Origin of the sequence: Enhygromyxa salina (assembly GCF_000737335.2) — a bacterium.
GTDB classification, from domain to species: domain Bacteria; phylum Myxococcota_A; class Polyangia; order Nannocystales; family Nannocystaceae; genus Plesiocystis; species Plesiocystis salina_C.
This window is the reverse complement of the sequence record NZ_JMCC02000052.1, coordinates 1-21,621: the sequence shown is the minus strand read 5'-3', so window position 1 is coordinate 21,621 and position 21,621 is coordinate 1. Positions and strand designations below refer to the sequence as shown.

At 68.9% G+C, this 21,621-nt stretch carries 19 protein-coding genes; 15 read left to right on the top strand and 4 right to left on the bottom strand.

Annotation, left to right across the window (positions count from 1 at the left end; translation table 11 throughout):
- Window positions 1–3: 3 nt before the first annotated feature.
- The 4 genes from DB30_RS20360 to DB30_RS20345 all read right to left on the bottom strand — a co-directional run bounded on the left by DB30_RS20360 (window position 4) and on the right by DB30_RS20345 (window position 6,133).
- Window positions 4–387, bottom strand: coding sequence for a hypothetical protein (locus DB30_RS20360; RefSeq protein WP_052551504.1), 384 nt, complete (start codon window positions 385–387; stop codon window positions 4–6).
- A 551-nt stretch (window positions 388–938) separates the two neighbouring features.
- A complete protein-coding gene (locus DB30_RS20355) occupies window positions 939–1,706 on the bottom strand; it encodes a hypothetical protein (protein ID WP_052551502.1) in 768 nt (255 codons plus the stop codon).
- A 25-nt stretch (window positions 1,707–1,731) separates the two neighbouring features.
- Window positions 1,732–2,628 carry a DNA-3-methyladenine glycosylase family protein gene (locus DB30_RS20350; RefSeq protein WP_052551500.1) on the bottom strand — a complete coding sequence of 299 codons (897 nt, stop codon included), beginning with the start codon at window positions 2,626–2,628 and terminating at the stop codon, window positions 1,732–1,734.
- 1 nt (window position 2,629) lies between these two features.
- Window positions 2,630–6,133: a carbamoyltransferase C-terminal domain-containing protein gene (locus tag DB30_RS20345; protein ID WP_052551497.1), complete on the bottom strand. Its 3,504-nt coding sequence runs from the start codon at window positions 6,131–6,133 to the stop codon at window positions 2,630–2,632.
- A 98-nt stretch (window positions 6,134–6,231) separates the two neighbouring features.
- Here DB30_RS20345 and DB30_RS20340 point away from each other — a divergent pair, with 98 nt between their 5' ends.
- The 15 genes from DB30_RS20340 (at window position 6,232) to DB30_RS20270 (ending at window position 21,047) form a co-directional block, all read left to right on the top strand.
- Window positions 6,232–7,128: a radical SAM protein gene (locus tag DB30_RS20340; RefSeq protein ID WP_052551495.1), complete on the top strand. Its 897-nt coding sequence runs from the start codon at window positions 6,232–6,234 to the stop codon at window positions 7,126–7,128.
- A 36-nt stretch (window positions 7,129–7,164) separates the two neighbouring features.
- Window positions 7,165–8,901, top strand: a complete 1,737-nt coding sequence (locus DB30_RS20335; RefSeq protein WP_146659810.1) for a radical SAM protein — start codon at window positions 7,165–7,167, stop codon at window positions 8,899–8,901.
- Between the two features lie 6 nt (window positions 8,902–8,907).
- Window positions 8,908–9,513 carry a hypothetical protein gene (locus DB30_RS20330; RefSeq protein ID WP_052551490.1) on the top strand — a complete coding sequence of 202 codons (606 nt, stop codon included), beginning with the start codon at window positions 8,908–8,910 and terminating at the stop codon, window positions 9,511–9,513.
- On the top strand, window positions 9,510–10,385 hold the full coding sequence (locus tag DB30_RS20325; RefSeq protein ID WP_052551488.1) for an HTTM domain-containing protein: 876 nt from the start codon (window positions 9,510–9,512) through the stop codon (window positions 10,383–10,385). Before DB30_RS20330 ends, DB30_RS20325 begins: the two co-directional genes overlap by 4 nt.
- Before the next feature lie 91 nt (window positions 10,386–10,476).
- Window positions 10,477–10,872 carry a hypothetical protein gene (locus tag DB30_RS20320; RefSeq protein WP_146659808.1) on the top strand — a complete coding sequence of 132 codons (396 nt, stop codon included), beginning with the start codon at window positions 10,477–10,479 and terminating at the stop codon, window positions 10,870–10,872.
- A gap of 52 nt (window positions 10,873–10,924) precedes the next feature.
- A complete protein-coding gene (locus DB30_RS20315) occupies window positions 10,925–11,689 on the top strand; it encodes a DUF4178 domain-containing protein (protein WP_052551484.1) in 765 nt (254 codons plus the stop codon).
- A gap of 1 nt (window position 11,690) precedes the next feature.
- Complete coding sequence (locus DB30_RS20310; protein ID WP_052551482.1) at window positions 11,691–13,028, top strand: DUF4178 domain-containing protein; 1,338 nt, start codon at window positions 11,691–11,693, stop codon at window positions 13,026–13,028.
- Window positions 13,029–13,047: 19 nt separating this feature from the next.
- The gene (locus tag DB30_RS20305) at window positions 13,048–13,242 is read left to right on the top strand and encodes a hypothetical protein (protein ID WP_052551480.1); all 195 of its coding nucleotides are present in this window, start codon (window positions 13,048–13,050) and stop codon (window positions 13,240–13,242) included.
- 2 nt (window positions 13,243–13,244) lie between these two features.
- Window positions 13,245–13,478: a DUF350 domain-containing protein gene (locus DB30_RS20300; protein ID WP_240480285.1), complete on the top strand. Its 234-nt coding sequence runs from the start codon at window positions 13,245–13,247 to the stop codon at window positions 13,476–13,478.
- Window positions 13,475–15,097 (top strand): polyamine aminopropyltransferase, encoded by a 1,623-nt coding sequence (locus tag DB30_RS20295; RefSeq protein ID WP_052551477.1) that lies wholly within the window; start codon window positions 13,475–13,477, stop codon window positions 15,095–15,097. The genes DB30_RS20300 and DB30_RS20295 overlap by 4 nt, the downstream gene beginning before the upstream one ends.
- A 4-nt stretch (window positions 15,098–15,101) precedes the next feature.
- Entirely contained in the window at window positions 15,102–16,727 is a 1,626-nt protein-coding gene (locus tag DB30_RS20290) for an NAD(P)-binding protein (RefSeq protein WP_052551474.1), read from the top strand.
- A 3-nt stretch (window positions 16,728–16,730) separates the two neighbouring features.
- Complete coding sequence (locus DB30_RS20285) at window positions 16,731–17,807, top strand: hypothetical protein (RefSeq protein WP_052551471.1); 1,077 nt, start codon at window positions 16,731–16,733, stop codon at window positions 17,805–17,807.
- A gap of 112 nt (window positions 17,808–17,919) precedes the next feature.
- On the top strand, window positions 17,920–18,411 hold the full coding sequence (locus tag DB30_RS20280; protein WP_052551467.1) for a hypothetical protein: 492 nt from the start codon (window positions 17,920–17,922) through the stop codon (window positions 18,409–18,411).
- A 71-nt stretch (window positions 18,412–18,482) separates the two neighbouring features.
- Window positions 18,483–19,601: a hypothetical protein gene (locus DB30_RS20275; protein ID WP_052551464.1), complete on the top strand. Its 1,119-nt coding sequence runs from the start codon at window positions 18,483–18,485 to the stop codon at window positions 19,599–19,601.
- Complete coding sequence (locus DB30_RS20270; protein WP_052551460.1) at window positions 19,602–21,047, top strand: hypothetical protein; 1,446 nt, start codon at window positions 19,602–19,604, stop codon at window positions 21,045–21,047.
- Window positions 21,048–21,621 lie beyond the last annotated feature (574 nt).

The window sequence follows — 21,621 nt, the reverse complement described above, 5'->3', positions numbered from 1 at the left end:
AGATCACGATCGCCATGAAAGTACCCAGGAATCCTCGCTAGCCGAGAACTCCAAGACAGGCGGACGGACCTCAGGAAACGCCGCAAAGACTGCCATGAACGTTGCCCAACTCGCGTCAGCATGGCTCGTGTCGGTTGGAGTGCCGACGAAGTTGGTGATGTCGACGAACCGCGGGTCTTTGATGTGCCCACGCTCTCGCAACTCATGGATGGCTGCTTTCGCGCCAGCGAGCGCCGAAGCCTCCCAACCCCTAATCGAGTCGGCGGGGGGCGAGGCCGTGAACTTGTCCAGCGTGGATGGTTCAACCCTGACAGTGACCTGTGCAAAATGGGCCGTCGTTCCTGTTTGCTTTGCCAGCTTGTGTTTCCCGTGCCTCGCGTTGGTCATGGTCCTGATCCTACTGGGAGTCCGGCGACCAGCGGCTCGCGTCTTCGTCCACGCCGTTCAACACTGGCGAGTCAGTGCCCGCGACTGAACCCGAGGCCCCCTGGAAGGGGTTCGGCGAACGGAAACCCGCCAATTCACAAACCACGACACGTAAATGGAGAGGTCCCCACTCGCTGCTGGTGCCCAGACGAGAGCCCCTTCGAGCCCTTCGAGGGGGCCACACATACCCCTGCGAACAAACGGCCCCTTGGGAGCGAGCGAAGCGAGTGACCGCGTGGTGCGAAGGCGGCTGTGGGGGTCACAATGGAACACGTAAATGGAGAGGCACCCACCCAACTCCAGGTGCCCAGACGAGAGCCCCCTTCGAGGGGGCCAATCATGCCCCTGCGAACAAACGGCCCGTTGGGAGCGAGCGAAGCGAGTGACCGCGAGGTGCGAAACCGGCTGTGGGGGTCATAGAAGGCCTGCGAGGTGCGAAGGCGGCTGTGGGGGTCATAGAAGGCCTGCGAAGTGCGAAACCGCCTGTGGGGGTCATAGAAGGCCTGTGGGGGTCAAGAGGAGTGACCCCGCCAGTCGTTGGGCAGCGGCAGCCCGGTGCCGGTCGTACGCGTGGGTCGTTCTTCCAGCCGCAGCTCATCGAGCAACGGCCGAACCACCGACGACCAGATGTCCGCGCCCGGATCTCCACCCCGCTGGTTCGAGTGCTGCCGATGCGCCTCGACGTAGCGCAGCTCCACGCCGACCTCTCGCATCGCGGTCACAAAGTGCCGCAGCGCCGAGCGAGCGCCGTGCAGATCCAGCACATCGCCCGGCAGCTTTCCGTCGTACGCCCACCCCACGCTGTAGTCGTTGCCCCCGTTGCCATGAAAGGTATGGACCCACGCGGGCCACTGCACGACGCTCCCGCGATCCATCGGCGAGTACATGCCGTGGTAGGGCGTGTCGCGGTAGCGTTCCTGCCGAGCGGAAAACACCTGACCTGTGTGGCGGCCAAGCAGTCGCTCGCTGAGCCCGAAGCCGCCGGCCACCGCGGTCTGATGAATCAAGACCGTGTTGACGAGCGAGAGCGGGCGCGGTCGCTTGCGACCACGCGTGAACCCACGCGGGACACTGGTCACGTTGCGGAAGCTCTCGACGAACAGCATTCCGTCGTCGTCCTTTTCGATCTCGCCCGCTCCACCAGCGCCCGGGTTGTTGTGGCCCTCGACCTCGTCATCGTCGGTGAGCACGCCCGAACCCAGACCCGACGCGACCCCGCGTTCGTGGGCGTCCACGAGCAATCGCCGAATCCGCTCGAGCTCTTCGTCAACCGTGGGCATGCGCCCAACTTTATCAGAGTGGCACTCAGGGACGAACGCCGCGGATCCTGGGCCCGCGGCGAGGACGGCGAACCCCGGCCGCCCACATCAAGTGGATCGCGCGAAACCGTTGGCCCTCGTAGGGCTCGAGCAGCTCGACCATGCGGGCGTCGTCGGCCTGCCGCTCACTGGCCAGAAACCACGCGACCATGGAAGGCAGGTCGTAGTCGCCAAGCGGGACCGCGTCTTGTTCGCCAAGACCAAGGCCCTGAACCATCGACCGGGTCCACGGGCCAATCCCAGGGAAGGCTTCGATCCGGACGGCGAACTCCGGGTGCGGGAGCCGGCTCCACCCCCGGATCCGCTGGGCCCGGGCCGCCAACCCCAGCGCCGTCTTGGCCCGCTTGCGATCGAGCCCAAACCCCGCCAGATCCGCGGTCGTCAGGCTGCACCACTGCTCGGCCGAGAGCGGCAAGCGCAGCCCCACAGGTCCGGGCGCCGGCTGGGCGTAGGCCCGGAGCATCGCGAGCTGGGTGGAGACCGCGTCGCGCCAGGCCACGCGCTGGCCAATCACCTGGCTGACCAGCAGCTCGAACACATCGAGGGTCCGACCCAGGCGCACGCCCGGCAGCCGCCGCTGCACCCGACCGAGCTTGTCGGCCAACGGCGGCGGGCGATCGTCGAGGCCAAGGTGGCCACCGAGCTCGTCGAGCACCCACGCGTGTCCCGGCCCCCACGCCTGGGCCTCGACCGACCCAGGCAAGACCCGGACGTGAAAGCTAGCAGGACCTTCGGGGGTCCACTGCGCCCGCATCAGCTCGGTCTCGCTTGGCCGCCGCACGGTTGGGTTGGCGCGGCCAAGCTCACCGAGCTGCAGCGTGCGCTCGAGATCGTAGGGACGATCCAGCTCGAACACACGCGCGCTGCTGGGCTCGCCGTCCACGTCAGCGCCGCCGCATCTGCTCGCGTTGGACCAAGCAGTCGCCCAGCACGATCGCGTCGGCACCAAGCCCGACGAAGCTGCGCATGGCCTCGACCGGGTTGCAGGCGATCGCCTCGCCGCCGCGGTTGAAGCTGGTGTTGACGACCATGGGGATGCCGGTGCGCTGCTCGAACGCGGCGATCATCGCGTGGTAGCGCGGGTGCTGCTCGGCGTGGACGACCTGCGGCCGGCTGCTGCCGTCGTGATGGACGACCACGGGGATCTGCTCGCGCTTCTCGGGCCGGACATCGACCGCGAACAGCATGAAGCGGCTGTCCCAGTCCTGGACGAACCAGTCGCCCTGGCGGCCGGCGAGGACCGAGGGTCCAAACGGCCGCCACGGCTCGCGCGACTTCATGAGGTTGAGCCGGGCCTTGAGATCCTCGCGGCGTGGATCCGCGTTGATGCTGCGCCCGCCGAGCGCGCGCGGACCAAACTCCATCGGGCCTTGAAACCAGCAGACGATCTTGCCGGCCGCGATCAGCTCGGCCGCCTGGGCGCCAACGTCTTGCATGCGGGAGAACGGCACACGCATGCGCCCGAGCGCGGCGGCGATCGCCTCGTCGGACCACGAAGGCCCGAGGTGGGTGTGGCCAAGCCCAAGCCGCGGGAGCTCGCCGGTCAGCTCGCGGTGACCAATGATCGCCGCGCCGATCGCCGTGCCCGCGTCGTTGGCCCCGGGCGGCACGTACATGTCTGCAGGCTCAAACCGGTCGCGCAGCACCCCGTTCATCTTGCAGTTCAGCGCGACGCCACCACACAGCGCCAAGTTCTGCTTGGTGCCCGCGAGCGAGGGGCCGATGTGGTGGGCCAAGTAGTCGCCAACCGTGGTCTGGAGCGCCAGCTGGATCGACGCGGCGAGGTCCCGGTGATCATCGGTGATCGGCTCGTCGCGCCCGCGCGCGAACCGGTCGAACAGCTTCTCGGCCGCCCACTCCGAGAGCAGCGGCTTGCCGTTGGCGCCCATGCTCATGCACGCGCTCAGATCGATCCGCGGCTGGCCAAGGGCCGCGAGCGCCATCGTCGAGCCCTGCCCGAGGCTGCCAAACCCAAGCACCCGCGTGACGGTCTCGTAGACGCCGCCAAACGAGCAGTCCGGCTGCCACGGGACCGCGTCGACGACCTGCAGCTCGTGGCCTTGGGCCCGCCAGATCGTCGCGGTCTCGTAGTCGCCGCGGCCGTCGATCGACAGCACCCAGGCGTCGTCGTAGTCCGACAGCCCGTACACGCAGGCGGCGTGCGACATGTGATGCGGCACGAACACCATCGAGTTGGCGCGCAGCACGGGCGGCGGACGCCAGCCGCCACCACCCGCGAAGCTCTGGCGAAACCGCGCTGGGATCCCGTTGATCGCGACCAGATCGACGTCGTCCATGGTCAGCCCGGCCGTGCGCAGGACCGCGTCGATCGCCCGCGGCGGCCAAGCGTCCTCGAGCCGCAGCGCGATGTCGGACGACAGCGAGGTCCCCGGCCGCTCGGGGTGCTGCCAGGTGTAGTGGCGGACCCGCGCCAGCCGCTCTTCTTCGATCGCGCTGACCAGCTCGCCGTCGACCAAGATCGCGGCGGCGTGCTCCATCAAGGTGACCGTTGCGAGCCCGAGCACGACGCTTGGCTTGCGACGGATCTTTGCTGGGGCCTGGGCGGGAGCCTGGCGCCGGTCCAACGCGGGCGGCGGCTCGGTCAGCTTGCCCGTCAACGCCCGCGGCCGCGCCCGGGTTCGGACCCCGCGCAGCAGCTGCGCCTCGCGGACCAGCTCGTGCCCGCGGATCGCGGCGTCGTCGGACACCAGCGGTCGCAGGGCTGACGACTCGCAGCGCTCCGCGCAAAGCTGACAACGGATACACGCGGCCGGATCGATCACAGGTCGCGCCGGCTCACCGGCCAAGCTGATCGCGTTCGTGGGACAGATCCGCACGCAGTCGCCCGCACCCACGCAGCGGGTCTCGTCGACCCACAGCGGCCGGCGGTCGTCCGCGGCCGCGCGCCCACGCCCGAGCATGGGCCGCGAATAGGGCTGGAGATCAATGCCCTCGAGGGTGATCTCGCCCAGCCGATCATCGACCGTGCCGCGCTCGAACAGCTGCTGCAGCGCGCCGACGTAGGCGCGATCGACCCCCGCGATGAGCATCGGCTCGAGGGCGTCATCGCCTTCGAGCAGCGTGATGTAGCCGTGGCCCTTGCGGTCCGACTCGCCGGTCGCGTCGCCAACGTAGACCGACCACTCCGCGTCGCCGGTGCCAAAGATGTCGGGGGTCTGCTCGCGCTCGCGTCGGAGCTGGGCCGCGACCTCGCCAGCGACGCCTTCGTGGGCCTCGCCAGAGTCGGCGTCGAGCAGCTGCACCCGTCGGCCGCCGCCCCCCGCGGCGCTGATCACCTCGCGCCAGGCCGCGCGCCGGGCCTCGCTGCCGGGTGCGCCCGCCCAGACCACGACGGCGCGATCGCGGCCGATCCCGCGGGCGTCGTAGACCCGCATGCCGATGAACTCCGCGCCGGGCTCCACGAACACGACCTCGAGCTGCTCGATCCCGATCGCAATCGAGGCGAGGATCTGCGCCTTGGCCTGATCCAGATCGACGCCAGGCACGATCGAGATGTCGAGGTGGTGCGCGTCGTTGGGCTCGAACCGAACCAGGTACGCGAACACGGGCAGCGTGCCCAGCATGTCGTGGAGGTCCGTGGTGTCGAGCTCGGGTCGCACGCTCGAGCCCAGCGGCGTCGCGGGCACCCCAAGCTCGATCCCCACCGCGCCCTCACGGCTGTCTCGCAGCCGCGCCCAGACCGAGAGCACCAGCTGGGCGCCGTCGCGCATGCTCCCGAGCAGGCCCCACTGCCCCTGCGCGAGCTGATCGCCGCTCTGACCCGTGGCGTAGAGTTGCTCGCGCGGACGAACCGGCTCGAGCAGCTCGCCCTGGGTCCGGGCGATCGCCAGCCAGCCGCCGTCGGGCGCCCGCAGGCCCTCGCCGACCGGCGCCGCGAAGCGCTCGTGGAGCAGCCGCGCCGCGGCCGGCAAGACCGGGGCGTTCTCGACGACCACCGCCCGAGTCCGCAGCGAGATCGCCTGCGCCTCGAGCAGCTGCGCCAACCCCCACAGCCGATCCGCGGGGCCCGCGAGCACCACCGAGCGCTCGGCCAACAGCGCCAACAGCTCGGGATCCGCGAGCGTGGCCACGTCGGTGAACAACGCGAGCGGCAGCCCGGCGGGATCGACCATCACCATGCCCGGCTCGGCCTCGAGGCAGATCACCGTGATCTGAGACGTGCGCGGGCGCAGGCCAAGAAACGCGAGCAGCTCGCCGTGCAGCAGCGCCCCGAGCCAGTGCAGCCGCTCGGTCTCGGTCTGGGCCCCCGGCGCGATCGGTGCAGCTGCGCTGCGATCCGCGACCGCGTCCAGCTGCGCGTCGAGCTGCGCCCGCGCGTCGAGCTTGGCCAGGTCAACAGCCAGCGGGAACCGATCCCGCCAGCTCATGAGCGACGCCCCCGCCTCGAATTCGGTGCCAAGCGCATTGGCCCGCGAACATATCACCAGCGTTTGACCTGCGCGCGGGCGGACTTCAGGATCCGAGCGTGGCTCGCCTGATGTTGCGCTTGACGACCCGCTGCAACAGCGCGTGTGCGCACTGCACGGTCGCCGACGTCCCAGCGGGTGAGGTCCGAACCGCCCAGCAAGCCCTGGCCGAGATCGTCGAGGCGCGGCGGCGCGGCTGCGACGAGCTGGTGATCATGCGCGGTGAGCCAACCTTGCGTCCGGAGCTGGCCAAGCTCGCCAGCGCCGCCCGGCGGATCGGCTACCGGCTCGTCCAGATCCAGACCAACGGCCGGCTGCTGTGCTACCCGGACTACCTCGAGCGCCTCGTTCGCGCGGGCGTCGACTTCTATGAGGTCTCGCTGTTCGGGGCCACGGCGGCGACTCACGACGCGATCTCGGCCGACGAGGGCGCGTTCGAGCAGACCCTCGCGGGCCTGCGCCTGCTCGCCGCGCGACCGCAGCTGGGCCACTTGGTGACCGTCGCCGTGCTCGCGGCCAACCTTCACGAGCTCACGGCGATGGTCGAGCTGGTCGCCGCGCTTGGCCTCGCGCGAGTCCAGCTCAACTTCACGCGGCCCGTCCGCGTCGACGGCGAGTGGCGAACGGACCTGCTCGCCAAGCTCGATGACGCGGGCCCAGCGATCCGCGCCGCGCTGCGCCGGGCCCGGGCGCTGGGCCTGGCCAGCTCGACCGAGGCCGTGCCGCTGTGCCAGCTCGACCCTGAAGATCGCCCAGCCGCCGAGACAGCCCGCGACTTCGTCGACGTGCGGGTGGTCGATCTGCATCGCCGTCACGCCAGCTTCGCCACCCACCACCGGCAGGTCCGGCCGCACGCGCCGCAGTGCGGCGACTGTCGCCTCGCCCAGCTCTGCCCGACCACCTGGGCCGCCTACCAAGAGCTGTTTGGCACCAGCGAGCTCAGGCCGGTTCGATGACCCCCACGCCCGCGTGATAACATCCGCCCTGGGCCCATGGCCCGCCTTGCCATGGAACCCAACGAGCGCTTCGAGATCCAGCTCAGCCACGTCTGCAACAACCGCTGCGTGTTTTGTGTGAGCGGGCAGATGACCGAGCTGCGCATGGCCAAGCCCACGCCGCTCGATGACGTCAAGGCCAAGTTCGACGAGGCGCGCAAGCGCGGGATCACCAAGGCCACGATCATGGGCGGCGAGCCCACGATCCACCCGACCTTCTTCCCGACCGTCGAGTACGCGATCGAGCTTGGGTTCTCGACGATCGTGATCTTCACCAACGGCGTGCGCTTGGACAAGCAGGCCTTCGTCGATCGGATCATGGAGATCGGCAAGGACAAGCTGCAGTGGCGGATCAGCATCCAGGGCTGGGACCGCGAGACCCACGACTTCACGACCAAGAAGCCGGGCGCGTTCGATCGCATCATCGCGGGGCTCGAGACCCTGACCGAGCTCGGTCAGTACATCTCGTGCAACATGTGCGTGGTCGAGCAAAATTACCGCTCGCTGGTCAAGCTGCCCGACATGGTCAGCAAGTACCCAATTCAGCAGGTCCACCTCGACATGGTCCGGCCGCGCGACTCGGGCGTGCGCACAGAGGACTACCTCGACGGGATCATGCCCGACTACGCCGATCTCGGCCGGGTGATGCGGCAGATGTTCGAGGGCCTGGACGCGAAGGCGCCGGGGTTCAACATCAATGTCGGCAACCTGCCGTTTTGCCAGCTGCCCGACTGGGCCCACCGCATTCACCACGGCGGCAACAAGACCTACACGGTCTCGGCCGAGGGTCCGGGCAAGCTCTCGGTCGTCGCGTGGGACAAGTACGAAGACAAGCGCAGCGACAAGCTCAAGCTGGATTCGTGCGGGTCGTGTGTGTTCGAGCGCCGCTGCGACGGTTTCTTTGGGCTCTACGCCAAGCGCCGCGGGACCGAGCAATTCTTGCCCGTCAGCCGCGAGAAGCTGCGCCGCAGCGATCCCGAGCAGCGCACCTTCATCCATCAGATCGACGCGGCGCTGGTCGCCATGGTCCGCGAGCGCTTCGCCGGCTGGCATCTGCACAGCGCCAACGACAGCGAGTTTGATCGGTGGGCGCGACAGACCTGGGCGCATGAAGATGGCGGCCGCGCGCAGCTCACGTTCTTGCCCCGCGATGCGCCCGGGGGCGGCGACGCCGAGCACCGCGACTTCGTGGCCCGCGTCGACACGTGGACCGGCGTCGACGAGTCGCAGGTGATCGAGCTGCTCGGCGGCGTGGTCGAGCGCATGGCCGCCGTGCTCACCACAGGATTGGCCACCGGGTTGGTCACAGGATTGGCCACAGGATTGGACGGCGAGTCGCCCAACCACGGGATCCGCGTCGCTCCCACCACCGCGCGCCTCGCCCAACGCCGCGGGCTGCCCGACCACACCGCCAACATCGCCCCCGCGATCATGGCCGGCCTGCGTCGGATCGCCGGCCACCGCAGCGAGCACGGATCGATCGTTGGCTGGCAGCTTCACAGCAGCGAGCCAAGGGGCCGCGGGGCCGCGGTCCGGTTCACGGGCCCGAACAACGCCAGCTCGACCTTGCAGTTGCTGGTCTCGGACGCCGGCAAGGTCTCGGGCAAGTGGGCGTTTGGACCCGGCGACGAGCAGGCCAAGCGCAAGCTCGCCCTGGCGATCACCCAGCTGCTGCGCCCGCCCACGCGCGCGCCAGGTTCGGCCGTGGGTGCGCGCCGCGGCGCCCTGAGCTGAGCCCGCATGTCCGCGCCGGTCAGCGAGACCAAACATGACGACGGGGCACCGCCACCTGCGCCACGCTGGGGTGATCGGCTCGCGGTCGCGGGCTTCTTGCTGGCGTTCTTGCTGCCGATGCTGCTGCGCTCGACCGTGCATCCGGCCCCGCTGCCCGGATCGCCCGGGCTGCTCAGCCAGCTGCATGGAATCGCGTGTCTGTTCACCCACAAGCCCGACGGCTGGAGCAGCTACTACGTGCAGCTCCGCCGCGCCGACACCCAGCAGTGGGTGACCCTGGATCAGTCCGAGCTGTTCGAGCTGCAGCCCTTTGGTCGACGCACGCGCATGCACCGATTGCTCGGGGCGTGGAAGGCCAAGCCCAGCCGCAAGACCCGGCACATGGCCCGCTGGATCCTCGAGCGGCACGCCAGCTTGCACCCCGAGCACGCGCGACCCGACGCGATCCGCTTCACCCGGGCGTGGATGATCCCCAGCGCCGACGCGCCCCCGCAGCGCGGCTGGGCGCACCCCGATTGGTTCGCCGTCCCGCCCCAGCGCCGTCGCGTGATCGTGACCTATCGGGTCGACGAGCTGCTCGCCGACCTGCCCGCCAAGGGTGACGCGCCATGAAGGCCATGAAGGCCATGAAGGCCATGAAGCGGCTGCTCGACAACGCCCGCGGTCGTTGGCTCGGGTTTTGGTACGCGACGATCGAGGCGTCCCCGCTCGCCGCGTTTCGCCAGGCGTTCGCGTGGACTCTGCTGATCTACTTCGTCGCCTGGTCCCGCAGCGCCGATGAATGGCTGACCGACGCCGGCTACCACCCGCCGGCCTCGCTCGATCCAACCAACGCCCCCCACTTGCCGCTGCTGCCTGCGTCTGCGCTGCCAATCGTCGCCGTGATCGTGTTTGGCTGCCTGCTGGCCTACATCTTTGGCTACGCCCGCCGCGTGGTCGTGTGGGTGTTGCTGGGCGCGGCCATCTATGCGCTGTTGGTCGACCCGATCGCCGCGTTCACGATCAACCGATTGTTCGTGATCGGGCTGTTCGTGCTGGCGATCGCCCCGCAGGCCGACGCCCCCCAAGACGAGCCGCAACGCCAGATCGCCTGGCCGACGCGCATGCTGCAAGTGTTGGTCGTCGCCCAGTACTTCGCGTCGGGCCTGTGCAAGACCCTCAACGGCGACTGGTGGGGCGGCGAGGATGTCCTGTGGATGCAGGTCCAAGGCATCTACATGACGGACGCCGCGGCATGGTTGGTGCGGACCCTGCCGCACTGGGCGTGGACCGTTCAGCAGCAGCTCGCGCTGTGGTTCGAGCTGCTGGCGCCGATCCTGTTCGGCATCAAGCGGCTGCGTCCGATCGCGTTCGTGCTTGGGTTGGGCCTGCACTTCGTGGTCGCGGTGACCATGGACCAGCTGGTGTACTTCAGCCTGCAGATGGCCTGTTTCTATCTATTGTTCATTCCACCGGAGTGGGCGCGGCGGCTGTCGCCGGGCTAGTGCCAGCCAAGCGTCGCGAGCATGACGGCAAAATTGTGCATCGACAGCGCTGCGCATCGATCGTCTCCAGGACCCGCGCTAGAGTTGTGAGGTGGACACACGAGCAAGAGACCCCTTCGTCCTGAGTCGGATGCTGGCGAGGCTGCTCGCGTCCCACTCGCGGCTGCGAGACCTCGAGGCCGCCGACCCACCGCGGATCTTCTTGGCCAACGAGAGAGCCCGACGCGAGCGCGTTCTCGATGAGATCATGGCCCTGATCCCCCGCGAGCGAGTCGACGGCGACGGCGTCCGGATCACGATGGACTGCGTGCTTCGGGCGTTCCGCGACGAGATCCTCATGGACCTGTGCCGCGCGCCAACTGGCAAGGAGCTGATCGGCGGCGCGGTCTCGGTCGCCGTCCGCAGTCGCTGGTCCGAGGCGGGCGCGTACGGGCTCCCGCCCGAGTGTCTGCGCGGGGCCCCGGCTGCCCACGACGACGACTATTAGCGTGACGGCCGGTTGGGGCGGCCGCTCGCGTGTGGCATAGTCGGCCCCGCGAATGTCCCCGCCGCCCGACCACCACGATTACCACGCACAGGTCCACCATGGCCAGCAGGGACACCCAGGTCACGCGCACGGCAACCAGCTCTCGACCGAGCAGCCGATGTTCTGCCCAGAGTGTGGGGCGCCCGTGCAGCTGCGCGGCACCGCGGTCTCGGCCGTGTGCGAGTACTGCGACAGCACGATCGTCCGGGCGGGCATCGATCTTCAGTTGATCGGCAAGGTCAGCGCGCTGATCGACAACGGCAGCCCGATCCTGCTGCACTCGAAGGGCAAGCTCGACAACGTCCCGTTCGTGGTCGATGGGCGGCTGCAAGTCCAGTACGAGCGCGGGACCTGGAACGAGTGGTTCCTCAATTTCGCCGACGGCACCATCGGCTGGCTCGCCGACGCGCAGAATCAATTTTCAATCCTCAAGCCGATCGACCCCAACCAGGTCGCCGGTCGGGTGCCCAGCTTTGACGATCTCGCCCCGGGCCAGCCCATTCGCGTGGCCGGGCGCATGCTCGTCGTCGTGGATCGCCGCGGCGCCGCCTACAAGGGCGCCGAGGGGCTGCTGCCGTTTCGCGCGGAGCCGGGCATGCAGTTTTACGGCGTGGATCTGCGCGGCTACAACGAAGAGTTCGCAACCCTCGACTGGGGCAACGATCCGCACCACGACCAGCCGATCCCCTACTTCGGGCGCGCCGTCACCCTGCAGAGCATTGGCCTGTTCCCGCTGCGCCAGTTTCAGGGTTGGGAGCCCGCCCGGCCGCCGGCTTAGCATGAACCAACCAGCGCCAACCAAGCTGTTCCGCGAGGAAGCCAAGACCGGCGCGATCGAGTGCCCGGCCTGTGGTGCGCCGATCACCCTGCGCGGCTTTGGTGGCGTCGAGCAGGTCGCCTGCGCGTACTGTGGGACGATCTGCAAGCCCGAGGAAGACGGCAACCTAAACATCCTGCAGCAGGCCCAACGCCAGCGGCGCCCTTCCATCCTGCCGCTGCACAAGCGCGGCCAGCTGCCGGACGTGCTGGGCACCGACGCGGTGGTCCACACCTGGGAGATCCTTGGGATCATGTGGCGCGAGGTCGTGTCCGACGGCGTCACCTACCCCTGGCAAGAGTTCCTGCTGTTCAACCCCTACCAGGGCTACCGCTGGCTGATCTACCAGATGAGCGACGGCGTGTGGGGCCTGGGCGGGCCGCTGCTCGGCGCCCCCGAGCTGCAACCGGGCGGCACCCCCACCGCCAGCTGGCGCGGCGAGACCTACAAGCACTTCACCAGCGGCAACGCCCGGGTGACCTACGTCGAGGGCGAGTTTCCGTGGCAGGTGCTGGTCAACGACGTTGCCCAGGCCAACGACTATGTGTGTCCGCCCAACATGCTCTCGATCGAGGTGCAGCACGGCGAGACGGGGGCCGACGTCAACTTCACGATCATGCAGCCGATCGAGCCCGCCCAGGTCTGGGCCGCGTTCGACATGCCCGGCGCCGCGCCAGCCAAGCACGGCGTGCATCCGGCCGAGGTCAACCCGCACAAGACCAAGTTCTACGCGGTCGCCGGGATCCTGTTGTTCGTGGTCTGGATCGTCGCCCTGGTCGCCTACGCGAGCGCGCGCAAGAACGGAGTCGTCTACGCGGGCAGCGTGGTGCCCGGCGAGGTCCTCACCGAAGAGATCGAGATCGGCACCGCCGATCAAACCACCACCCTGGAGTTGGGGCTGCAGGCGCACGGCATGAACAACTCGTGGGCCTACGCAGAAGTCATGCTCGTCGACCTGAGCTCCGAAGAAGCGATCAGCGTTGGCCTCGAGACCGACGCGTGGAGCGGCGTCGAGCAGGGCGAGAGTTGGAGCGAAGGCACCAACCCACGCAGGGTGACCGTTGGCGGGGTCAAGGGCGGCAAGTACCTGATGCAGGTCCAGACCCAGCTCGACAGCTCGGGCGATCCCGCCGACAGCCTCACGATCGAGATCAAGCAAGACGTGCCGCTTGGCCGCTACATGTTCTTGCCCTTTGTCATCATCGCGCTGTTCCCCTTGCTCAACCTCGGACGCAAGCTCGCGTTCGAGACCAAGCGCTGGGCCAACAGCGATCACGCCACGTCCTCGTGGGAGAGTTAGGAGCCCGACCCCCATGCTAATGAAAGCCAGCTACGTCCTGCTGTCGGTTGCGAGCCTTGGCCTGCTGACCTTCGAGGCCCCGCGCGGCGCCCTGCTCACGTCCTCGCCCGCGCGCGGCAAGGTCGAGCGTGACACCAAAGAGACCGGCAGCGGCAACGCCACGATCCGCCGGCCCCACTACATCTTTCTTGGCGGCTACCACGGAGGCAAATGACCATGATGTTCCTACTTGGCAAGCAGATCATCGACGTCTCTGCGATCGCGTCGGCCGCGATCTACTCGGTCCTGGGCCTGCTGATCTTCGGCCTGTTCTGGCTGCTGATCGTGTGGCTCACGCCCTTCTCGATCCGCAAGGAGATCGAGGATGACCAGAACACCTCGCTCGGCATCATCCTGGGCGCGGTGATCATTGGTATCTCGCTGATCATCAGCGCCGCGGTCGCCGGTTGACCCCCGCCACCGAAGCTGCCAACGCGCCCTCGCCGTCCACGCGGCTGCTGCTGTTTTGGGTGCTCGTGGTCGCAACCTGCGGCCTGGTCTACGAGCTGATCACCGCGACCATGGCCAGCTACCTGCTGGGCGACTCGGTCACGCAGTTCTCGCTGGTGATCGGCGTGTACCTCAGCGCGATGGGGCTGGGCTCGTGGCTCAGCCGCTTCGTCGAGCACCGGCTGGCCAATCGCTTCGTCCACGTGCAGCTGATCATCGCGGTCGTGGGCGGGTTCTCGGCCCCCGCGCTGTTCTTGGGCTTCTCGGTGCTCGACGACATTCGGCCGGTGCTGTTTGCGATCTTGATCATCATTGGGACCCTGGTCGGGCTCGAGATCCCGCTGTTGATGCGCTTGATGCCGGGCAAGCAGGAGCTCAAGGATCTGGTCGCGCGGGTGCTGGCGTTCGACTATATCGGCGCGCTGCTGGCCAGCATCGTGTTCCCGCTCGTGCTGCTGCCGTGGCTGGGGCTGGTCCGAACCAGCCTGCTGTTTGGCTGCCTCAACGCTGGGGTCGCGCTGTGGTCGGCGCGGGCGTTCGTGCGTCAGCTGGTCCGGCCGCGCTGGGTCACCCTGCAGGCGCTGATCGTGCTGCTCGCAACCGGCTCCTGCCTGCTGATCGGCGGGCAGATCGAGACCTTTGGCGAGCGGCAGCTCTACGAGTCGCCGGTGATCTTCTCGCAAAAGACCCGCTACCAGCGGCTCACGATCACCCGCTGGAGCGACGACATCCGGCTCTACATCGACGGCAACCTGCAGTTCTCCAGCGCCGACGAGCACCGCTACCACGAGAGCCTGGTCCACCCGGCGTTCGCCGCCCGCGAGCAGCTGGCGAGCTCGCCCGCGCGCAACGTGCTGGTGCTTGGCGGCGGCGATGGTCTGGCCGTGCGCGAGCTGCTGCGCTACCCGGGCGTTCAGCGCATCGACTTGGTCGATCTCGATCCCGAGATGACCCGCCTGTTCAGCGAGACCCCGGCCCTGGCGCAGCTCAACGCCGGCTCGCTCGCGGATCCGCGCGTGGTCGTGCACAACGCCGACGCGATGCGCTGGCTCGAGCAGCAGCGCAGCGGCGGCGGGCCTGCGAGCGAGGCCAAGCTCGCGCCCTGGGACATCATCGTCATCGACCTGCCCGACCCCAACAACCTCTCGCTTGGCAAGCTCTACAGTCGCGCGTTCTACCGGCTGGTCCGCGCGGTCCTGGCCCCCGATGGCGTCGCGGTCGTGCAGTCGACCTCGCCCTATCTGTCGCCTCGCGCGTTTTGGTGCATCGTCGCGACCTTGGACGCCGCCGACATGCACCCGCTGCCCTACCACGCGCACGTGCCCAGCTTTGGGGACTGGGGCTTCGCGCTGGCCGCTCGCAGCCCCTTGCAGCCCCCGGCTAAGCTGGCCTTCGAGCTGCCACAGCCACAGGAGCTGCGGTTCTTGTCGCCCGAGCTGGTGCCCACGCTGTTCGCGTTTCCGGCGGATCAGCAGCCGCACGAGGTCGAGCCCAACCGCCTCGATACCCAGATGCTGGTCCGCTACTACGATCAGGACCTGCACAGCTTTGGACCGCTGACGCGGCGGGCCGGGAGCTGAGCGCGTGAGCCTGAGCCGGCGAAAGCTGCTGGGCGCGAGCGGGCTGAGTGCGCTGGCGCTCGGCTGCAACCGCGACCGCGCAGCGCCAGCCGCCGCGCCCGAGTTCACCGGTCAGAGCCCCGAGCGCGGGCACCTGCTGCGCTCGGCTGCGCTGCTCGACGCCCCGATCGACGCCCGCCTGCGAACCGGCGTCGTGATCGTAGGTGGCGGCGCGGCTGGTTTCTCGGCGGCGTGGCGCCTGCAAAAGCTTGGCTTCAACGACTTCACGATGCTCGAGCTCGAGGCCGAGATCGGCGGCACCGCCCGCAGCGGCGCGCTGCCGCGATCGGCCCACCCGATGGGCGCCCACTACCTGCCAGCGCCGCCGCGCGAGTGCAGCGAGCTGCTCGAGCTGCTCACCGACCTTGGCTTGCTCGTTGGCTACGAGCACGACGGCACCCCCGAATATCGAAGCACGGCGATCTGTGCGGCCCCGGAGGAGCGTCACTTCCACGCCGGCACCTGGCATCCCGGTCTGTATCCCGGCGACGGCGAGACCCCCGAGCAGGCCCAGCAGTGGGAGCGGTTCTGGGAGCGCTTGCGCGAGCTCGACCGGGCCCGCGATGCCAACGGCGAGCTGTTGTTTCGGCTGCCCGTGCGCCGCAGCGCCGCTGGGTTGCGCGGCCTCGATCGGATCTCGATCGCCCAGTGGCTCGACGCGCAGGGCTTCGACAGCTGGCGCCTGCGCTGGTACGTCGACTACGCCTGCCGCGACGACTACGGCTGCACGCTGGACCAGACCTCGGCGTTCGCGGCCCTGCATCACTTCTTGGCCCGCGGACTCGAGGACACCCGTGAAGAGCCGCTGCTGACCTGGCCCGGCGGCAACGGCGAGCTCCTTGCCAGCATGCGGGCCCGGCTCGAGCTTGGTGAGCGCCTGAAGACCGATCACATCGTCTACGCGATCGACCCCGAGCGCGGCCAGCTACGGGTCCGCGATCTCGCGGCCGAGCGCACGATCATGATCGAGGCCCAGGCGATCTTGTGGGCCGCCCCGCGCTTCGTGCTGCGCCACGTGCTGCCGCGCGACCGCGATCCGCTGGCAACGAACGCGATGACCTACGCTCCGTGGCTGGTCGCCAACCTCGAGCTGCGCGAGGCCCCCGGCGGCGTCGGGGCTGAGCTCGCGTGGGACAACGTGCCCGTCATCCAAGATCCCGCCGCCCGCAACCTTGGCTATGTGCTCGCCACCCACCAAGAGGGCCGGGACCGCGCGATCGAAGCTGGCGCCGTGATCACCTACTACCAGCCGCTGGTCGCCCATGATCCGGCCGGGCTCGCCAAGCACCGCGCGCATCTGCTGGCCAGCGACGCTGGGGTTCTGTCCGAGCAGGTGCTTGGCGCCCTCGAGCACATGCACCCGGGGATCCGCCGCCACCTCGGCGCCATCCACATTCATCGGTGGGGCCACGCGATGATCCGCCCAACCCCCGGCCACTTGTTTGGCGGCAGCCTGGATGTTGCCCGGGCCCCGATCGGCTGTGTCCGCGCGTGCGCGTCCGATGTTGGCGGCCTGCCGCTGTTCGAAGAGGCGTTCTATGCCGCGATCGAGGGCGCAGACTGGGCCCTCGATCGGATCGGGCGGGCGTGATCCATGCAGCAGAAGTCCCACCGCTGGCTGGTCTCCCCGCGCTTCGACCTTGGCGCCTTCGTGGTCCCCGGTGCGCTGGCGCTGGTGCTCGCCCTCATGATCGGCCTGCAGCTCGAACCCGCCGAGGATGACAGCCTCGCGCTGTGGATCATTGGCGTGGTCCTGGTCGATGTCGCCCACGTGTGGGCGTCTCTGTACCGAACCTACCTCGACGCGGACGCCCGCGCGCATCACCGCCAGCTCCTGCAATGGACGCCCGTGCTGGTGTTCTTGCTCGCGTTCATGGCCCACGCCGTCTCGCCCAGGCTGTTTTGGGGGGCGCTCGCCTATGTCGCGGTGTTTCACTTCATCAAGCAGCAAGACGGCTTCGTGGCCCTGTACCTGCGCGCGGGCGACGAGACCGGGCCGGCGGCGGCCCGCGATCGCGCGCTCGCCAAGCTGGCGATCTGGGCTGGCACTGCAGGTCCAGTGATCTGGTGGCACACCCAGCTCCCGCGGCGGTTCACATGGTTCATCGCCGACGACTTCATCCCGGGGCTCCCCGCGATCATCGGCACCGTCGCCGTGTGGGCCCAAGCCCCGATCTTGCTGGTGTTCTTGGTTCGCCGCGCGCAGCTGGCCAAGCGCAAGATCGGCCACCCCATGGTCCCGCTGCTGGTCGCGCTCACGGCCGCGAGCTGGAACCTGGGCATCGTGTGGTTCAACGACGGCCGGGTGTTCACGATCACCAACGTGTTCATCCACGGCCTCCCCTATCTGGCCTTGGTGTGGATCGCAGGCGGCCGCGACCTGGTCGCCAAGCGGCTGCCGAGCTCGGCCAAGCTCGGGCTCACGGTCGCCGCGTTCTATGGCTTGCTCGTCGTGCTGGCGCTCGCCGAAGAGGCGCTGTGGGATCGCCTGGTCTGGCACGATCACCCCAGCTTGTTTGGCCACGGAGGGCTCGAGCTTGGGGAATTCGGACTGGCGCTGAGCGTCGCGCTGTTGAGCGTTCCGCAGGCAACCCACTACGTGCTCGATCGCTATATTTGGCGGGTGGGGCCCCACAACCCTCGCCTGGCCGAGCAGCTCGGTCTCACGTGAGGCACTCTGCAACGCGGCCCGTTGCAACGCCCTCGTGGCCACCAGGCCGCTCTCACGCGCGCATCTGTCCTACACATCCAGCCGGTGGTTCAATGGACCCGGAGCCATCGCCGTGACCCAACTATCGAGTCGTCTCACAATCGTCGCGCTTGCCGCTTGTACCTCCCTGTCCGCGCTCGTCAGCGCCTGCGCCATCGATGAACCCGCGACCTTCATCCCGCGCTCGGGCACCTGGACCTACGCCGAGCAGAGCGTCGTCAGCAACACCTGCAACAACGTGAAGATCCCCGACCCGCTGTCGACCTTCGTGCTCGACTACGACGAGGGCGACGAGTTTCAGATCGAGCTGGGGGCCGAAGACGCTCTGTGCGAGATCGACGGCGAAGAGTTCTATTGCGCCGAGTATGAGCTCGGTGAGTCGGGCTTCCCCGGCACCGACGCCGTGTTTCGCATGACCGTCCGCTGGGAGGGCGAGTTCTCGTCCGAGACCGTCGCCACCGGACACGAGATCACGACCGTGACGTGCACTGGCGAAGACTGTGCGATGGTCCAGGGCTTCCCGTGCTCGCAGGACACCACGTTCTCGGCTGAATTCTTCAACTGAGATCCAGTCCCCCCACGTCCCCCGCGGCTGCGCGCCCCCACGCGGAGGCCGCCCATGATAGGAATACGCCCGTGACCGCTCTTCACCGCCTCCGACTGCACATCTTCGCGTTCGTCGTCGCGCTTGCGACGGGCCTCGCCTGCGACGTCAGCTTGCCAACCAGCATCCCGACCTCGATCGACGGCGCGGCCAAGTCCGCGGCGTGCCCGGAGTGGGGCAGCGGCAACGTCATCGGCGCGAGCTTCACGGGTGACGCCGCGCTCAACGCCCAGATCGCCGCGTTCGTCCAGGCCAGCATGGACATCGAGCGGGTCGCCAACCAGGCCTACGCCAACGTCACCGCCGCGTGCGTGAAGATGGGCAAGGACCTCGGCGTCCCCGCGGCTCAACTGCAGGGCACCGCAGCCGACTCGGCCAGCGCGCCGTGCAACGCCGTCGCCGCCAAGATCGACGCGATCATCAAGGCCAACGCCGCGGTCAAGGTCAGCTACCAGCCCCCGCGGTGCCAGATGGACGCCAACTTCAAGGCCAGCTGCGACGCGGAGTGTGGGCTCGAGGTCGACCCCGGCAAGGTCGTCGCCGAGTGCGAGCCCGCCAAGCTCTCTGGTTACTGCCAAGGCAAGTGCGCCGGCCAGTGCGAGGGCACCTGCACGGGCGAGTGCCAGGGTGAGTGCTCGGCCAAGGACGCCCAAGGTCGCTGCGTTGGCGAGTGCAAGGGCACCTGCTCCGGCTCGTGCGACGCCACCTGCCACGCCAAGTGCGAAGGCACCTGGAAGGCCCCCCGCTGCGAGGTCGAGGTCGAGCAGTCCAAGGTCAAGGCCGACTGCGCCGCCAACTGCGAAGCTTCCGCCAAGTTCCGCGCCAGCTGCCAGCCGCCCAAGCTCGACGTCACCACCTCCGCCCAAACCCAGGCCATGACCACGCTCGTGGCCACGCTGAAGGCCAACCTGCCCGCGCTGCTCCAAGCCCAGCTGCGCCTGTCCAAGCAGCTCGCCGGCGACATCAAGGTCGTCGTCGACAGCGGCGCGAAGCTCAAGGGTCAGCTCGGCGCCGCGGGTGGCAAGGCGGTCGCGTGCGTGAGCGCGGCCGTTGCCGCGATGGCCCAGGCCAGCGTCAAGATCAACGTGAGCGTCAAGGCCAGCGCCAGCGTCAGCGGCAAAGCCGGCGCCAGCGCCTCTGGCGGGGCCTGAGTGGCCCCCGACGGCTCTAGTTCCACGAGCGACGGGGCCGGTGGCGCGCGGGCGCCGTGGCGGTGTCCAAGTCGAGCGTGTCCGTTTCGCCTGCGGCATGGGTTTGCCGCCGAGTTTGCCCAGCCAAAGGACAAGTGCCCAAGCTGCGGCGGTCCGGTCGAGCAGGGCCAAGATCACCAGCCGGCCGCGCCCCGACCCAGCGCCTGGCCAACCCTCGCTCGCCTGGGCGTCACCCTGGCGCTCGGTGCTGCGTTCGCCGGCTTCGCTGCGGTCAACGTCAGCATCCCCGGCATCGCGCAGCTCGAGGTCGACTTCGGCGACCTCAGCCTGCAACCCGCGCTCGACCTCCTCCTCGCCGCCGCCGTCTTCGTCGAGCTCGGCGCGCTCGCGCTCCCGGCTGGCCGCACGCTACGCCACACCCCAGATGGCCGACGACGCCTGCGCAGGCTCGCGCTGCTGCTGGCCCTGCTGTTGTTGGCCGTGGGCGCGCTGGTGTCCATGCGCGCCACGCCCGAGCTCGCGCCTGCGTCCCAGTTTGCCGTGATCCTGACCCGCTGCGTCGGGCTCCCGCTGGTGCTGGGGCTGGCCGCCGCCAACCGGCGCTGGGGCCTTGGCCACGGCATCTCGATCGCCTTCGGCGCGCTGCTGATCCAGCCGCTGGCCGAGCATGTGCTGGCCGCCGACGACCCCACGCGGGCGCTCGTCATCCTGCTCGTCCTGCTCGTCGGCGCTGGGGTCTGGCTCGCGCACCCTGCCCGGCCGAGCGCCCTCGGTCGCACCCCGCTGAGCCCGCGGAGCCCGCAGAGCAGTGGCGCCCCCCAACCGCGAGACCTCGGCCTCGGCCTCATGATCCCCAGCGGCGGCGTGATCGCCGTTGGGCTGGTCACCCTCACGCCGCTGCTGATCGGCGTGACTGTTCCAAGCAACTCCACGCTCGAGCTCGCCCTCGTCCTCGCCCTCACCGCCGCGCTCGCGTTCGTCTTCACGCGCCCCAAGCTGCTCGTACAGCGCTGGCGCTCAGCGTTCCCGCTGGCCGACCCCGCCGCGCTCGAGCGCGACGCCCGGGCCCTGTTTCGCCGCGCGCTGCTCCGCACCGAGCTACTCGTGGGCGCGATCGTGCTCCTTGGCCAGGCCCAGCTGCCCATGCTGAGCGTCGTGATCGCCGTGGCGATCGCGCTCGACGTCGGTCACGAGCTGCGCCTGCGCCTGCGCGAGCCCGATCTCGTCGCGATCCAAACCCACCTCGATGTCCCCGGCGCCCAGGCGCTCGCGCTCGCGCTCGAGCTACTAGGTAAGCCAGTGGGACTGCGAGGCCAGCACCATCGCTCGCTCTACCACCTGCTCGGCTGGTGGATCCCCACGCAGATCCTGGTTCGCCCTGCCGACGTCGACTCTGCCAAGCAGCTGCGCGCTCAGCTACTGGAGTCCTCGTCGCGCGCTGACTAGTGGATCGACTTCGGGTTCGTGTGCGGGGGTCGGTGTGCCGGACGGGCACCGCGCACGGGCTGCGGAGGGCCCCAACCCGCCTACGGTCTACTCCAGTCTCGGGACCCCGCTTCCTTTGGTCTCGTCTCCTTGGCCCGACCGCGCTTCTCTTCGCTCATCTCCACGTGCGTAGATACGGCGGGTTGGGGCCCTCTGCGGCCTTGTGTGCGCTCCACGTTGATCGAGCCGCGCTCCCCGATCCGAGCAAGCGGGGGCCTGTTGGCCGTCACACCCAACCTCCGACCCCCCAAGCACGAACCCACCCCCAGCGAGAGCGGTCACCCCCTCGAAGGGAAAGCTCAGCTCGACAGCCAGAGACCGCATCGCCCGATCGCGGCGGAGACAGCGGCTGCAACACGACGGCCCGGCAACCAGGGCTCCGAGGGTCCCTCGGAGCGAAAATTCACGGCGTATTAGCCCCAATCGAAGCGATGCCGGTCACTCGGACTACCCGAAGACCGACACACCACATGCCTGCGGTGAGTGGTTTCGCTCCGAGGGACCCTCGGAGCCCGCCGGGCTGCCCGCCGTCACA